A 16385-nucleotide genomic window follows, 5' to 3' on the forward strand; every position below is an offset into this window, starting at 1 on the left:
TTAGTTTTTATTTATTCCGTCACCCTGAACACCTCTTCAACCGAGGTGATTTTATCTAGCGCTTTAAGGAGCCCATCCTGCACCATTGTCACCATCCCATTTTTCACGGCCAATTCCTGGATGGTGTATTCCGAAACCTGGGCGCTTAAAATAATCTGCTCCAGCTCTTTGCTCATGGTAAAAATTTCATAAATTCCAACTCTGCCTTTATAACCCAAGCCGCTGCACTCTTCACAGCCCTTGCCGTGGTAAAAATGCAATTTTTTTAAATTAACCTTTTTTTGCTCCGCCTCGGGCAGGGTTTCTAAACTTTTCACGACCTTGGCCATTACTTCAGGCGCCAGCTCAATTTCTTCCTGACAATGCGTGCAAATTTTACGCACCAATCTTTGGCCAATTACTGAATTTAAAGCCGGAGCCAATAAAAACGGCTTCACGCCCATTGACAGGAAACGGGGAACGGCTCCGGAAGCGCTGTTGGTATGAATTGTGGAAAGCATTAAGTGACCAGTTAGGGCCGCCTGAATGGCAATCTCGGCGGTTTCCAAATCACGGATTTCGCCGACCATGCAGATATCCGGGTCCTGACGCAAAATGCTACGCAAACCCTTGGCGAAAGTATAGTCGCGGCTGGCATCAACCTGGCTTTGATTGATTCCCTCCATTTTTATTTCCACCGGATCTTCCAAAGTGATGATTTTTACGCCCGGTTTATTTAAACCTTTCAAAATCGCATACATGGTGGTGGTCTTTCCGGAACCGGTAGGCCCGGTGGTGATAATCATGCCGTTCGGCCGCTCCACTTCTTTCTTTAGTCGTTCATAGGCCTCACCGCGGAGTCCCAATTCGTCAAAAGAAACGGTTTTACTGCCGCTGTATAAAATACGCATCACCACGCTCTCACCATAAACGGTCGGCATGGTGGAAACGCGAACATCCAGATTGCCGGATGATAATTTCAAAGTTACACGCCCGTCTTGCGGGCGGTCATTGATGTTTATTTTCAAAGCCGCCAGAAGTTTTATGCGCGACACGAATTTTTTCCATTCTTCTTTGGGCAAGGTGGCCACGTCATGTAAAATTCCGTCAATGCGATAGCGCACCATGATGCCGTTTTCTTCGGCCTCAACGTGAATATCGGAAGAATCAACCTTCAAGGCCGAAGCAATTATCAAAGTCAAAATGTCGGTAATGGAAACATTTTTAAACTGCTCGGCCAAACTCCGAAAATCAACCACCCCGGCTTTAAATTTATTGAGTTCCTCATCAGTGATGTTGATATCTTTGGTCACCGGCTTAACAATCGGCAGGTTCGCGTATAATTTCAAAATCGCTTCCAAACTATTTTCCGAAATTAGATAAATTTTAACATTGCCATGGTGCCGTTCGCCGATCTGATATGCCATTTCTTTGATTTCATCACTATACTCAACGCATCCCAGCCGTATCTCATCCGCCAAATTAAAAAAACAGACCGCTTTGCTGGCTCTGGCCTCGGCTTCGGAAATTAAGCGCAAGGCCTCCGATGACACCGGAAATCCAAACAAATCTATATACGGTAAATTTAAAGCCGCCGCCTTTTGGGCAACCAGTCCCTCTTTGGCTTTCACGTCCAGCTCCTCCATTTTTTTGGAAAACTTCGCGCCTGATGAACTCAAATTTCCGATTGAAGGAAAATCACTCATATTGAAGATATTATCTCCTAACCCAGCCGATTAACCGGCTGACTATTCCCTCTTTATGCATTTTTTGGAACAAATATACCCACGCGCTCACTGTATAAGCGTTAAAAAACGCTCCCAAGGCCGCCAGGAGTACAAACCATAAGCCAATGCCCACAAAAAATCCGGCGGCGATAAGAGCCGTATAATTGGTAATGCCGGCCACCAGCCAAATCAAGATTGAAGGCAAGAAGGCCAAAAACGAGGTGATAAAAACCAGAGCCACTAATATAAAATTCATCAGCATCAAAAGCACGCCCGCCTCAAGAGAAACAAGCATGTGGCGGTGAAAAAGATTCCAGCTCTTTTTAATCGCACTGAAGAAACCCTTGCCGTCAACTACCGCGTAGCAGGCCGCGTAAATCGCAATCATAGAAATAAACAGAGCGATAAACAACACCGCAAAAATTACCAGAGCGATCAGGAGGCCGGAGACAAATGTGTTTGATGAAAAGAAATAATTAAAGATAACCCCGAGCAAAATTATAAAAAATAATAACAGGACTTGCCGCACAATGCTGATAGCCAGTATCTCCCAAAAATTTTGCAAACCCTTTTTCCAGGCTTTGGCTATGGTGATGACTTTATTGCCCTTAAACCACTCCGAAGCAAAATAAATAAGAGCGCCTTGCGATGTAACTGCCAGAAACGCCACAAACACAAAAAGGGCGGCCATTATTAAAAATACCAGGACAATGCCCAGTACGCCCCACAAACCGGTGGGCAGAGTTATCAGATATTGCGGAAATAAAGTTTGTATTCCCTGGTTTAAGCCGCTGGTAGCCAAGGTTCCAAATTGGCCGATAAAACTGCTGAAACCGAATTGCCCCAAAAAAATGGAAAGCAAACCGAAAATCCACAAAATTTTATTATGCCAAACGGCGTGCCAAGCTTGAACAAATGCCTGACGGTATGTTGGTTCCCTCATATTTAAAAAGTTAGAAGATTAACCAACAATATTATACCACAAATGAAGTTATCCGAGAATTGTTTCCAGCTCTTCTTGTTCAAGCGTTTCTTTTTCAAGCAACACTTTAACCAAGCTTTCTAATTTATCCCGGTGTTTTTCTATTACCTCTTTGGCCCGGTTGGTGGCTTCAGAAAGCAAGGCATCAACTTCCCTGTCTATCATCTCGGCAGTTTTCTCGCTGTAATCTTTTTGTTCGGTAATCTCGCGGCCTAAGAAAATCATTTCATTGTGTTCGCCGAAAGTCCGCGGCCCCAGTTTGTCACTCATACCATAGCGCGTGACCATATCGCGCGCCACTTGCGTGGCGTTTTTAAGATCAGCATACGGACCGGTTGAAATCATATCATCTCCATAAATCATTTTTTCAACCACATAGCCACCCAGTATCATGGCCAATTCATCTTTAAACTGCGCCAGGGTATGGTAATGCTTGTCTTCGGTCGGCATCTTTAAGGTATAGCCACCGGCCTGGCCGCGGGAAATAATAGAAACTTTTCGCACCTTATCGCCGTTCGGCAAATAATGACCGACAATGGCATGGCCTGATTCGTGGTAAGCGGTCATCTTCTTTTCCGCATCGGTAATTACCCTGTTTTTTCTTTCCGGACCAAGCAAGACCTTTTCAATGCTTTCCAAAATTTCTGTCTGCCCAACTTGTTTTAAACCTCGGCGCACAGTGAGAATGGCCGCTTCATTTAACAAATTCGCCAAATCAGCGCCGGAAAATCCGGGTGTGCGTTCGGCAACCCTACGTAGCGAGACCTCTGTTGCCAAAGGTTTGCCGGTAGCGTGAATCGCCAGAATTTCTTCACGGTCTTTTATGTCAGGCATATCTAAAATAACTCGCCTATCAAATCTGCCCGGACGAAGCAAGGCCGGATCCAAAACATCAGGACGATTGGTGGCCGCCATTACGATTACTCCCAAATTCGGATCAAACCCGTCCATTTCAACCAATATCTGATTAAGGGTTTGTTCGCGTTCATCATGGCCCCCGCCCAAACCGGCGCCCCGGCGCCTGCCAACCGCGTCTATTTCATCTATAAAAACAATGGCCGGAGCCGATTTCTTGGCTTTGCCAAAAAGATCGCGCACCCGGGAAGCGCCCACGCCGACAAACATCTCCACAAATTCCGAACCGGACATGTTTAAAAACGGCACATTGGCTTCGCCGGCTACGGCTTTGGCTAAAAGTGTTTTGCCGGTTCCCGGACCGCCGACCAGAAGCACGCCTTTGGGAATTTTCGCTCCCATATCCGTAAATTTTTTCGGATCTTTCAAAAAATCAACTATTTCAATTAATTCTTGCTTGGCTTCTTTGACACCGGCCACATCTTTGAAAGTTTTTTTGCCTTTATTGTCATCCGGATTGGCCTGACGCGGATTGCTCTGGCCAAAGCCCATGGCCTTATTATTCATTCCCTGTACGCCTCTGGTCATGAAATAAAAGAAGAGCACAAAAATTATCAATGGAATAAGGGTTGGTAGTAAATTGATCGCCCAGTATGTCCAGGAATTTTCCGCTTTAACATTAACTGTGATTTGACTTAGGGCATCAGAAGTTATGCCGTAGTTTTTAACAATGTCGCCAAAACTTTCGGTTGTCTCTTTTTGAACGGTCTGCTGTTTGGCGTTTGTATCTTTCAAATTAACGGTAATGGTATCGCCGGAAATGGTGACGTCTTTTACTTTGCCGCCGTTAATTTCCGTTACCAGCTGGCTGGTGCTTATCGCCTCCGGAGTATTGTTTTGTCCACTTTTAAAAGCCCCTAAAACGGCCGCCAGCAAAAACAAAAGCAGAAATATGATGATGAAATTTTTCAGGAAGTTTTTCATACACAACTATTATACGGCCTTTTCTTCTTCTTTAACAGCTTCTTCTTTAGTAGCTTCCTTAATGGTCTCGGCTTTCTTGGCGGTTTTGCCTTTAACTCCGGCCAAGCGCAAACCCAAACGGTGTTCCGGCGGTTCCAGCGACATGATTTCAAATTCAGCTGATTGGCCTAATTTGAATTTATCATTTATATTGGCAATTGCTTCATCGGAAAGCTCGGAGATGTGCGCCAACCCGTGGATGTCTTTATCCAAAGCCACCATCAGGCCGAATGGTTCAATCTTGATTATCTTGCCCATCACCTTGTCGCCAACCTTATATTTGTCCTTGGCCAATTTCCACGGATCTTCAACCAATCGTTTGATTGATAAATATATTTTTGATTTATCAAGCTGAATGATTTGGGCCTTAACCGCATCACCGACTTTCAAAATATCTTTCGGATGATCAATTCTCTGCCAGGCAATTTCGGAAATATGCACCAAACCTTCCAAATCCTGACCAAATTTTACGAAGGCGCCAAAAGATGTCAGAGCGCTGACTTCGCCGTCAATTACATCACCCACTTTGTATGATTCCAAAACGGCTTTTTGCGCGTCTTCCCAAACCGCTTTTTCAGAGACAATCAATTTTTCTTCTTTTTCATTAACATCAATCACTTTCACTTCCAATTCCTTGCCTACCAGTTCGCGCAGTTTTTCCAAAATACGATTTTTATCACCGCCGGCCACTCTTGGATAATGTTCCGGGCTAAGTTGCGACACCGGCATAAAACCGGCCAGGGCCTCAACCTGCATCATAATACCGCCCTTGTTGGCCGACAAAACTTTTGATTTAATCGTCAGACCGTCTTTCAGCCATTTCTTCATACTGTCCCAAACACGCTGATAGCCGGCAATGCGGAAGGAAAGTTCCATCTCGCCATTTTCATTTTCCAATTCCAAAACCGTAGCTTCCACTTCATTACCAACTTTTAAATTGGCATATTCGGCTGATTCGGAAAATAACTCGCGACCACGAACAACACCGACGGTCAGTCCGTCAATATCAACATGGATTTCGCCTTTATCAATGGAAATTATTTTACACTTAACCACATCCCCTTCTTTGGGAATAGTCAGCGGATTGGCCTGTAGCAATGTTTTAAAATCTGTCATATTAAACAAAAAAAATTTTCTTAGCCCCTCTCAAATCTTAGTTGAAATGGAGTTTTCTCCGCTAAAATTGGGAGAAATTTAGTGTAATTGGATTATACCGCAACCCTGCAAATTTGTCAATAAAAAAGGGCTAAGCCGCACGAAGACGGATTAGCCGGGACGGGACTGCCGGGACTAAGGAGCAGAGGCGCACTAGGTCAGCCGGGGATCCTTCTCCGGAGGCGGAGGATCAAGCTGTACCTGCACCCCTTGAGGAGGAGGCACGATCCGCTGAAACGGGCTCGTGTCATCGGTATCAATGGAACCAGAAACCGGTTCCGGGTTATTGCCGACCGTGTTGTCGTCCTCTTCGTATTTCATCTACATCCTCCCTTGAAAGGGTTGCGGATAAAGTGGCAGGGCTAAATTATATAATAAAAAAATAAGCCCGTCAATGGGCTTATCTCATGCACAAAATATTAATTTAAATTTTTCCACGGCGGCGGCGATGCGCTTTAATTGCAAATCTGTGCGCCTCGTCCCGGGTACGAAGCAGTGCACGCCGGTTTATTTCGGACAATTCTTTAAAATTTGGTTTCGTGCCGACCGGAAAAATTAATTTATCATTTTGAAATTTTGAAATTCCCAGCATCGGGATAGCAATACGATTTTTGTCCAAAACTTTGGCGACAAAATCAACCTGCGGTTTGCCGCCGTCAATTAAAATCAAATCCGGCCGCGGCCACTCCGGATGTTTAAAACGCCTTTCCACCATTTCTTTTAAAGATTCTAAGTCATTGTTGGTGACCGTGCGGATTTTAAATAATCTATATTGCGAATTGTCCGGCTGGCCATTTGTCAGTACCACCATTGACCCGTAACTTTCTTTGCCGGCAAAATGAGAAATATCATACCCTTCTATTCTGTGGAAGGTGACCGGCCCGACATCCTCGCGTGAAATTAAAGTGACATCCTGAATGTGTTTTAAAGCCGCGGCTGCGGATGGATTTTCCTTAGCTAATTTTTTTAATAATCTTTTTTTCTCGCCTTTTAAAAATAAAATAATATTATCAATATTTTTTTGATAATCTTCTTTTGAAATTGCGCCGACGCACGCGCCCGGACACAGGCCGATATGATAATCAAAACATGCCCTGCCTGAAAGCGGCTTGCATGTGCCATACGGGAAAACGCGGCGAATAATTTTCAAAGCATTTTTTATGATTGTCTGGCTTTGATACGGCCCGAAAATTTTGGCCGAAGACGGCGGAAATTTTTCCAGTTCCCGGCCGCGCACAATGAGCGGCCTGGGGTAATCAATTTTGGGAATGACTAAAAAAATAAACGAACGGTTGTCTTTATCTTTCACATTATATTTTGGCCAATATTTTTTTATCAGATTCGCCTCCAGCACAATCGCGTCCAGTACTGTCTCAACCTTGTGATGCCTGATTTTTTTGGCCTTGCTCACCATTTCACCGATGCGCGGATCTGTGTCGGGTCGGAAATACTGCGAAACACGCCGGCGCAAAGATGTGGCTTTGCCGACATATAAAGGTTTATTATTCTTATCAATGAAAATATAAACCCCCGGCGTCAGTGGCAATTTTTTAACTTGATCTGATAATGACATGGCTTAAGGTTGAAGAATATCCTCGGTGCGGCCGTCAATGGAAATGACGACGTTTTGCACGGTTGGAAATTGTTTTAAAGTGTTGGTGATTTCTGACCTGATCGCAGTCACCCGGCAGGAACCGCCCACGCCCTGCTCAAGCGCCTCGTTAAAATCAACTTGAGCGGTCCCGTTGGCAATAGTCAAACTTTGGATTTGCACCTCGGAATTAATAATATTTGTAATATACCCCCGCGTTTTCTCTGTTGCTGTCGGTCCTTTTAATAATTCTTCCAAAGCCGCGCGGGCCACAGCTTGAGTTTTTGGAATTATTCTGTTTACCGCATAAACCTTACTGCAATCAAGCAAATTCGGATCAAATTTATCATTATTAAAGAATACCTTTACGGTCATATTCTGGGTTGCGGACTTTTTTATAACCACCGGCAAACGAAACTGCGCATTGCGAAGCGGGTCGCCGCTGGGATTTTCGTTGGTGAAAACCAGAGTGCCGTTTTGATCTTTGCTTGAATTAAAATTCAGGGTTGTTTCAAATTGAGTCGGCAATTGTGTCCAATCAGTTTTGGCGGTTAAAGGGGAAATTCCTAAACTATTACCCATCTCGTCCAATAAAATTACTGATCCAACCTGACCTTCAAAACCGCTCCAGCCGTTTCCGGTAACAGTGCCGGAAATCGTTACGGGTGAACTTACACTGACGTCCGGCAATGGCGCGGTGACAGTTATGCCAACAGCTTCGGCTTTATATACCAAGGGCACTTTTACTAAATCCTGCTCACTGCCGTCTTTGGCAGACAAATCATAAACCTCCAAAATTAAATTCGTGCCATCAGCTAAATTCGGCAAAGCAACTACTTTTTGGAAATCCCCAAATTGGCCGGCATCTTTAGCATTGGCCGTAACTGTGCTTTCGTATACTTTAAGGTTGTTAAAAGTCAGCACGCGGATATTAAACTGATTCTCAAAAACTCTGGCATAACCCGTAACCGTAAACTTGCTGCCGACTACATCATTCATATACGGCAAATTCACGATGATATTTTTGGAATTTTGATTGGGTTCACAGCCGGTTGTCGGCTGGGCGGCAGATGGCATTCCGTGTTTTATCCATTGGCCGTTTTGACAAATCCAGGTATCTTCACCGGTTAAAAATCTGGCGCCAAAAACAAATAACAACAGAACAATGAGTATGCCCAACACGATGATGACTGCTTTTTTCATATAAATTGATGAGTTATTTATTATAAATTTAGTATACTCCTTACAAATATTCCCGCAAATACATGCCCGTGTATGAATTCGGGTTGTCGGACAGTTCTTCGGGCGTGCCTTTGGCCACGATCTTTCCCCCGCCATCCCCACCTTCCGGGCCCAAATCAATCACATAATCGGCCGATTTTATAATATGCAAATTGTGTTCAATCAAAACCACTGAATTTCCTTTATCCACCAATTTGTTTATCACCTGCAATAATAATTCAATGTCATAGTAGTGCAAACCAACAGTCGGCTCATCTAATAGATATAAAGTTTTTTTGCCCAGAGGCGCAGTGAGTTCGCGCGCGAGTTTAATTCTCTGCGCTTCTCCGCCGGAGAGCGTGGTGGCGCTTTGGCCCAGTCGCAAATACCCCAAACCGACTTCCTGCAGAACTTTCAACTTGTCGGTGATAAAATAAATATTTTCAAAAAATTTCAAGGCCTCGGTAACGGTCATTTCCAAAACCTGGCTGATATTTTTATTCTTATATTTTACCTGCAGGGTTTCACGATTAAATCTTTTGCCGCGACAAACCTCACAGGGCACAAAGACCGTGGGCATGAAGTGCATTTCTATAGTGTTGAATCCGGCGCCATCGCAGGCCTCACAACGGCCGCCGGGCACATTAAATGAAAATCTTGAATGGGTATAACCGCGCATTCTTGAGTCCTCCAGATTGGCAAAAAAATCTCTGATCGGTGTGAAAATGCCGGTATAAGTGGCCGGATTTGAGCGCGGAGTGCGGCCAATTGGCGATTGATCAACAATGATCGCCTTATCAACATATTCGGTGCCGGTGATTTTGCTGATATTATCCAGATGCGGCAGACGGTTTTTTATTTTTACCAGATTTTCGTAAAGAGTGTCGTAAAGTAAGGTGGATTTGCCGCTGCCGGACACGCCGGTGATACAGACAAATTTTCGCAAAGGAATTTCCGCGGTCAGATTTTTTAAATTATTCTGGCGCGCGCCCGTGATTTTTATTTCCTCGGTTTCTTTCCAGCGACGTTTGCGCGGAACCTCAATCTTTTTTTTGCCATTAAGATATTCCAAAGTTAATGATCTTGTTTCTTCGGGCGGATCAGACAACGCTTTTTTAATATCGCCAATAAACACAACCTCGCCGCCATGTTCACCCGCTTTTGGTCCGAGGTCTACTAAATAATCGGATTCTTTTATGGTTCTCTCATCGTGTTCAACAATTAAAACCGTATTCTTTGCTTCGCGCAAAGATTTTAAAGTTTTTATCAATTTTTCCGTGTCACGTTCGTGCAAGCCAATAGTCGGCTCATCAAGCACATACAGGGTATTGGAAAGTTTTGAACCGATCTGCGAAGCCAGCCGGATTCTTTGCGCCTCACCGCCGGACAAGGTGTATGACTCGCGCGCCAGAGTGATATAATCCAAACCGACCTCAAGCAAAAATTTCAACCGGTCGCAAATTTCCTTCACCGTGTTTTCAGCGATTATTTTCTGGCGCTCGGTTAATTTTTTTCCGTAGTCAACAAAAAACTTGTGCGCTTCGTCTATGGTTAAGGAAGTTACTTCGTGTATATTTTTATTTTTTATCCTGACAGATAGCGCCTCCGGTTTAAGACGTTTGCCCTGGCATTCATCGCAAATTTCTTCGGAAAATATTTCTTTTTTACCCAAGCCGTGGCAAACTTCACAAGCTCCGGCCGGACTGTTAAAAGAAAATAAACGCGGTTCAATTTCCGGAAAAGAAAACCCGTCTTCCGGGCAGGACCAGTTGCTGGATAACAATCTTTCGTGTTCGCCATCGCGATTTTCTTTAAATAAAACCAAAACCAAACCCTTGCTGTGAGTGAGCGCGTTTTCAACTGCTTCAAACAAGCGGGTCTCATCGCTAATCATTACCCTGTCCATCACAATATCTATGTCATGCACTTTATATCGCGATAATTTTATTGGATCGTGGAGAGAAACGATTTTTCCATCAACCCGCGCCTGATCAAAACCCTCGTTTAAAAAATCATAAAGCAACTGATAATATTCGCCTTTGCGGCCGCGCACCACCGGCGACAAAATTGTCACAGTTTTTTCCTTAAATTCTTCGCCCAAGTTAATAATAATATCAATCATTTCTTCCACGGAAAGTTTTTCTATTTTCGTGCCGTCGTTTGGGCAATATACTTCGCCCATGCGGGCGTATAAAACCCTCAAATAATCATAAATTTCAGTTAAAGTGCCCACAGTTGAACGCGGATTATGCGACAGCGCTTTCTGGTCTATAGCAATGGCTGGCGACAATCCGACAATATCATCAACGTCGGCGCGCTCCATCTGACCCAAAAACTGACGTGCGTATGGCGACAATGATTCAATATACCGGCGCTGGCCTTCGGCAAAAATCGTATCAAAAGCCAGCGACGATTTGCCGCTGCCCGATACGCCGGTGATAACTGTAATTTTTTCCTTGGGAATTTCCAAAGAAATATTTTTCAGATTATGCACCCGCGCGCCTTTGATTGTGATTTTGTTTTCCATAGTTCAAGCCCAAAGGGCTTCTATTAATCCCCCTCCACATCCAAAAACTGTTCAATGTTTTTCTTAATCGTCTGCGGAGTAATTTTGTGTTTTTTGTTATAGGCCAACTGCTTTTCACGCCGGCGATCAACTTCCTCAATCGCCCGTTTCATTGAACCGGTAATATTATCCGCATACAAAATCACCTTGCCGCTCACATTGCGCGCGGCTCGGCCCATGGTCTGCATCAAAGACGACTCGCTACGCAAAAATCCTTCCCTGTCCGCGTCCATAATCGCGACCAAAGTCACTTCCGGCAAATCCAAACCCTCGCGCAATAAATTCACGCCGACCAAAACATTAAATTCACCTTTTCTGAAATTCATCAGAATTTCCGTGCGCTCAAAGGTCTTTATATCCGAATGCAGATAATTCGCCTTATAACCTTTTTTATTTAAAAATTCATGCAGATCCTCGGCCATTTTTTTGGTCAGCACATTTACAATCGCTCGCTCGCCGTTTTTGACGATCCCGTCAATTTCTTTCATCAGATCATCAATCTGGCTGTTATTGGTTTTCTTATCAAATACCGGTCGCACTTCAACCGGCGGATCAATCAAACCGGTCGGCCGAATCACCTGCTCGGCAATCTGCACGCTGTGGCGCAGTTCAAAATCCCCGGGCGTGGCCGTGGTAAAAATCACCTGTCCCACCCGATCTTCAAATTCGGAAAATTTTAAGGGACGGTTGTCCAAAGCCGACGGCAAGCGCCAACCATATTGGGTGAGCACTTCCTTGCGACTTTTATCACCTTCATACATTCCCCTCACCTGCGGCACGCCGATATGCGACTCGTCTATGATTGTTAAAAACTCCGGCTGACGCTTTCCATCTCGGCCGTTTTTCCACGGAAAATACGCAAGCAAAGTGTCGGGCGGCTCGCCGGCCAATTTTCCGGCCAAATGCCGGGAATAATTTTCCACGCCGTGACAATATCCCAAGGTCTTGAGCATTTCCATATCATATTTGGTCCGGCGTTCCAACCTTTCGGCCTCAAGATATAATCCATTTTTGTTAAAATATTCCAGACGCTCTTTTAATTCTTTTTTGATGTTGCCTATCGCCTCGCGAAGTTGCGGTTCGGTGCTGATAAAATGTTTGGGTGGAAAAATAACAATCTCATTTAAATTTTGATTTATTTTTCTGGTCAGCGCATCCACAATACTGATTTCAGAAACTTTTTGTTCATTTAATTCAATCCGATAAACAACATTTTCCGATGCCGGCATTATTTCAAAAACATCCCCGTGCACTCTGAATTTACTTCGCGTCAAAGCGCCCGGCGTGCGGGCAAACTGGATTTTCACCAACTGGCGGATCAAATCCCCGCGTGTAATCGGCTGGCCGACTTCCAAATGCAAAGACGAACCCAAATAATTTTCCGGCACACCCAAGTTGTAGATGCAGGAAACAGAAGCCACAATAATCACGTCACGGCGGGTGGAAAGCGCGCTGGTGGCCTGATGGCGCAAACGGTCTATCTCCTCGTTGATCATTGCTTCCTTTTCTATATATGTATCACTCGTCGGCATATATGCCTCGGGCTGATAATAGTCGTAATAGGAAACAAAATAATTGACCGAGTTTTCCGGAAAAAAATTTTTATACTCACGGTAGAGCTGGGCGGCCAGGGCCTTGTTGGGCGCCATCACCAAAACCGGCATATCAAAACTGGCGATGACATTAGCCACCGTAAAGGTCTTGCCCGAGCCGGTTACGCCCAAAAGGGTTTGATACCTGTCTCCCTTCTTAACCCCGTCAATTAATTTTTTAATTGCCTGGGGCTGGTCGCCGGCTGGCTTGTATTGTGAGTGGAGTTTAAATAATGACATAAATTTGCCCAATACGCCAAAACGCCCGATTGCTCGGTGTAACTGGGGGTATGTTAGTATGAATTGGTTGGTTTGTCAAACAAAAAACAGAGCCCAAACAGGGCCCTGTTTCGCTATAAAAATCTTAAAACTTGAAGCTCTCTCCCATCTTTCCAATAACCGGCAATGGTTCCATCTTGCCATTTATGGCATTGATAATTCCCACCACCAACAGCACAAACAGAGCTAAATCCAGTAGCGAAAGAATCGGCCAAAGCAGATAAGAAATAAACCAACCCAGCACCCAAACGATAATCCAGCCGATAAACAGCACCAAACCCTGCTTGACATGAAATTTAACAAACGGATCATTCTTCGCATCCGTCAGTAACGGAATGAAGAATAAAATATATGCCACCACGGCCATGCCTGTATTTTTTTGTCCGCTGTGTTTTGGCGCCTCCGGCTGGCTTGGTTGCGCTGACGGCATTTGTTGCTCGTCCATAATTTAAAATTAAATGAATAAAGACGGCCGCTTAGGCCGCCTTTAATATAGCACAGCTAAATTTATTTGACCAGCGCCGGTTGCGTTTCTACTCCGCCTTTCATCATTGGTACAATGCCGCCGCCACTACTGTTTCCCCAATCAAGAACATCTTTGATCACCGGTACAATTACGCTGTTTTGATAATAATACGTGCCGGTTGGTTTACTGGTAATCGGGAATATATATGAAGGGATAAGAAGCTGTTGATTTTGATTGTCCCTATAAAACCACATCTGCACCAGTCCCAGAGTTGGCGTGCCCAGATCTATTTCCTGGGATTCGCCAGTTCCGCCATACCAATAATAGTTCTGCCTGAATCCGCCGTTTTCCGCCAATTTTATTATACGCGCGCTGTCTTGTTCAGTACCGTAAGATGAGGCCTGATAATTTTGACTCATTAAATTATAAACGCCGGTAGCTTTCATTTGCCTGATATCAACATTCACCGTCAAGCCGGATTTATTTCCGGATTCGTCATAGATTTCTTTGCCATTTATAACCAAAGGGTAAATCACAGATAATTGTTCGGGAATATAATAATTCGCTTTGTCCGGCGCGGCATCATAATAAATTCTCCAATCATTCTGGACAAAGGGTTGGCCATAATTGGTTAAAGAAATGCCATAATTACGCAGGAAACTATCCGCTACATCAATTATTTTTGAATCGGACGGCACGTCGCCGATCTTTATCGGCTGATACGGCATTGGCGGCTGGACGCAACCGATAGCCATACAGCTAACAGTATCACTGCCGGTTGAACCGCTGGCTCCAATCCATTTCTGATAATTCTGGTTGATACTCACACTGCCGTCATCAAAATTCACATAAACCTGGTAGCCGTTATCGCGATTTTCCGTAAAACTGATATTTTGTAATTTAGTATTGCTGAATTTTGTCCAATCAATAAAATTTAAACCGGTGTTAGTCATGACCGAACTCAAAGCCAAAGCGCCGCCGTCAGTAACGCGTTTCAAAACATCCAAATTATTTGAGAGATGCGGCAGATCTCCGCCTTTATATACAAATTTATAATTTGTCGGCCGAATTGGCATCGCTGACACCGAACCACCGCCACCCATTCCTATTGCTCCTGACCTGCCAACATCCGAGGTCGCGCTTGGCGCAGCTGGAGTTGTTAAAGACAGTGATTTACTTGCGCCCAGGTCGTTTGCGCTGCCAATTGTTGCACTGCCAACTGCCTGCTCGCTAGCCGCAGTATTGCTCTGCCCGGTGCTTTGCCCGGCGACCAATGATCCAAAAGCATTATCAGTTAATTTTTTGATATTCACATTCGCATTATGCTTGGACAAAAATGGCAGTCCCATACTAGCGCCTTTATAATATAATGTCGGCAAAATAATCAAAGCCAAAACAGCTAACCCGCCCAAAGCATAAGCAAATCTGGGCACTGTAAACCAGCTAGTGCTTTTTTTAGCAGGCATGGCCGCAATCTTTTGCATGATCCTGGCCCGCAACTGTTGTTTAAAATTTTCATCAAACTTTGTATCCGGCTTGGCCGCGAGCAGTTCATTTATGATTTTTACAATCTCACCTTCTTGACTCTTCAAACTTGAATCAAGCTGATACAAGTCCGCGAGTATTTTTTGTATTTCCGGGTTCATATGCTTTTAATTAAAAATAGTATAAATAAAGTCAAAGGCATTTCCTGTTTTAATTTTGACAGTGTCCGCGAAAACATCATCCGGCAACTTTCCTGTGATTTTCCCAAAACTTCCGCAATCTCCTCATATGACATTTCCTGCCACACCCGCATAACAATTATTTCCCTCTGCTCCGATGACAATTTTGACAGATAGTTTTTTACTTTTTGCAAATTTTCTTTGCGATCAAAATCACCCAAAACATCATTCTCTTGCGACAGATCAAAAACATCTTCTATATTTGCTTCAACCTTATGCGTCCGATAATAATCAATCACTGTGTTGCGCGCTATTTTATAAAGCCAAGCTGAAAATGTTCCTTTATCCGGATTAAAATTCACAAAATTTTCAGCCGCTTTTAAAAAGGTCTGGCTGGCCAAATCTTCGGCGGTCTCTTTATGATAGGTTTTAAAATAAATAAAATCATAAATCTTGCGGATATGCTTATCATATAGAGCGCCAAACTGTTTTTGTTCTGCTGGGGTCATACTAAGTAAAACGAAAAATTATATAATATGTAACCGGCTAGCCGTAATCTACCACAAATTAGGGAAAAATTAAACTCTTTTTTAACCCTTTTTGCTCTTGCCTACACTTAAATTATGTGCTAAAATATTGGTATTAAAATTAGTAATTCCTCCATATGCACATCAGTTGGTTTGGCCAAACATGCGTAAAACTGCAGACAAAAAACTCCGACACCGACGTAACCATTTTAATTGACGCCTACAGACCCAAACACGGCGAATTCCCGCGAAGTTTTTCTCCGGATGTGGCCCTATATTCCAATGGCGACAAAGACGCGGCCACCCTTTCTCAAAACCCGTTTGTGGTTGATTCACTGGGTGAATTTGAGGTAAAAGGCGCAATGATCTACGCAATGCCGGGCACTTCCGGCAACATCATCTATAAAGTAAACGCCGAAAATTTAACATTGGTGCATTTAGGGCGTATAAATAAACCCTTAGAAAACGGCGACTTGGAAAAAATTCTTAGTCCGGATATTTTGGTAATTCCGGTGGGCGGGGCGCCCGGATACCTTGATCCGAAAGCCGCCGCCGCACTGGCCACCGAGCTTGAGCCGCGCATTATTATTCCCATCGGCTATAAATGCGACACCGATCCGGACGCCAAACCGATTTCGTCGTTTATCACCGAGATGGGACTAAAGCCGGAAGCAACCGAGAAAAAGGTAATCATAAAAAAGAAAGACCTGCCGCAGGACGAAACAAAATTAATCGTACTGGAAAAAGAATAATCATTC

13 protein-coding genes are annotated in these 16385 nt (G+C 44.1%); 1 reads left to right on the plus strand and 12 read right to left on the minus strand.

Translation table 11 applies throughout. The annotated features are described in order from the left end of the window. Positions 1 to 11: 11 nt before the first annotated feature. From WC526_04235 to WC526_04290, 12 genes are all read right to left on the minus strand, one after another. A complete protein-coding gene (locus WC526_04235) occupies positions 12 to 1685 on the minus strand; it encodes a GspE/PulE family protein (protein MFA5062327.1) in 1674 nt (557 codons plus the stop codon). Positions 1686 to 1695: 10 nt separating this feature from the next. Beyond that, positions 1696 to 2649: a hypothetical protein gene (locus tag WC526_04240; protein MFA5062328.1), complete on the minus strand. Its 954-nt coding sequence runs from the start codon at positions 2647 to 2649 to the stop codon at positions 1696 to 1698. Positions 2650 to 2697: 48 nt separating this feature from the next. Further along, entirely contained in the window at positions 2698 to 4527 is a 1830-nt protein-coding gene (gene ftsH / locus WC526_04245) for an ATP-dependent zinc metalloprotease FtsH (GenBank protein MFA5062329.1), read from the minus strand. A 9-nt stretch (positions 4528 to 4536) separates the two neighbouring features. Beyond that, positions 4537 to 5682, minus strand: coding sequence for a S1 RNA-binding domain-containing protein (locus WC526_04250; protein ID MFA5062330.1), 1146 nt, complete (start codon positions 5680 to 5682; stop codon positions 4537 to 4539). 192 nt (positions 5683 to 5874) lie between these two features. Then, a complete protein-coding gene (locus WC526_04255) occupies positions 5875 to 6042 on the minus strand; it encodes a hypothetical protein (GenBank protein ID MFA5062331.1) in 168 nt (55 codons plus the stop codon). 103 nt (positions 6043 to 6145) lie between these two features. Next, positions 6146 to 7294: a GIY-YIG nuclease family protein gene (locus WC526_04260; GenBank protein ID MFA5062332.1), complete on the minus strand. Its 1149-nt coding sequence runs from the start codon at positions 7292 to 7294 to the stop codon at positions 6146 to 6148. A 3-nt stretch (positions 7295 to 7297) separates the two neighbouring features. Then, positions 7298 to 8515, minus strand: a complete 1218-nt coding sequence (locus tag WC526_04265) for a Gmad2 immunoglobulin-like domain-containing protein (protein MFA5062333.1) — start codon at positions 8513 to 8515, stop codon at positions 7298 to 7300. Positions 8516 to 8555: 40 nt separating this feature from the next. Beyond that, positions 8556 to 11060 (minus strand): excinuclease ABC subunit UvrA, encoded by a 2505-nt coding sequence (uvrA, locus tag WC526_04270; GenBank protein MFA5062334.1) that lies wholly within the window; start codon positions 11058 to 11060, stop codon positions 8556 to 8558. A gap of 23 nt (positions 11061 to 11083) precedes the next feature. Further along, positions 11084 to 12931, minus strand: coding sequence for an excinuclease ABC subunit UvrB (gene uvrB, locus WC526_04275; protein ID MFA5062335.1), 1848 nt, complete (start codon positions 12929 to 12931; stop codon positions 11084 to 11086). Between the two features lie 124 nt (positions 12932 to 13055). Beyond that, positions 13056 to 13415, minus strand: a complete 360-nt coding sequence (locus WC526_04280) for a hypothetical protein (GenBank protein MFA5062336.1) — start codon at positions 13413 to 13415, stop codon at positions 13056 to 13058. 62 nt (positions 13416 to 13477) lie between these two features. Further along, positions 13478 to 15082, minus strand: coding sequence for a hypothetical protein (locus WC526_04285; protein ID MFA5062337.1), 1605 nt, complete (start codon positions 15080 to 15082; stop codon positions 13478 to 13480). After that, complete coding sequence (locus tag WC526_04290; GenBank protein ID MFA5062338.1) at positions 15079 to 15609, minus strand: RNA polymerase sigma factor; 531 nt, start codon at positions 15607 to 15609, stop codon at positions 15079 to 15081. Before WC526_04290 ends, WC526_04285 begins: the two co-directional genes overlap by 4 nt. A 155-nt stretch (positions 15610 to 15764) precedes the next feature. Here WC526_04290 and WC526_04295 point away from each other — a divergent pair, with 155 nt between their 5' ends. Next, positions 15765 to 16379 carry an MBL fold metallo-hydrolase gene (locus WC526_04295; protein MFA5062339.1) on the plus strand — a complete coding sequence of 205 codons (615 nt, stop codon included), beginning with the start codon at positions 15765 to 15767 and terminating at the stop codon, positions 16377 to 16379. Positions 16380 to 16385 lie beyond the last annotated feature (6 nt).

The organism is Patescibacteria group bacterium, from assembly GCA_041649475.1.
In the GTDB taxonomy this organism is placed as follows: Bacteria; Patescibacteriota; Patescibacteriia; order Magasanikbacterales; family GWA2-37-8; genus JBAZNA01.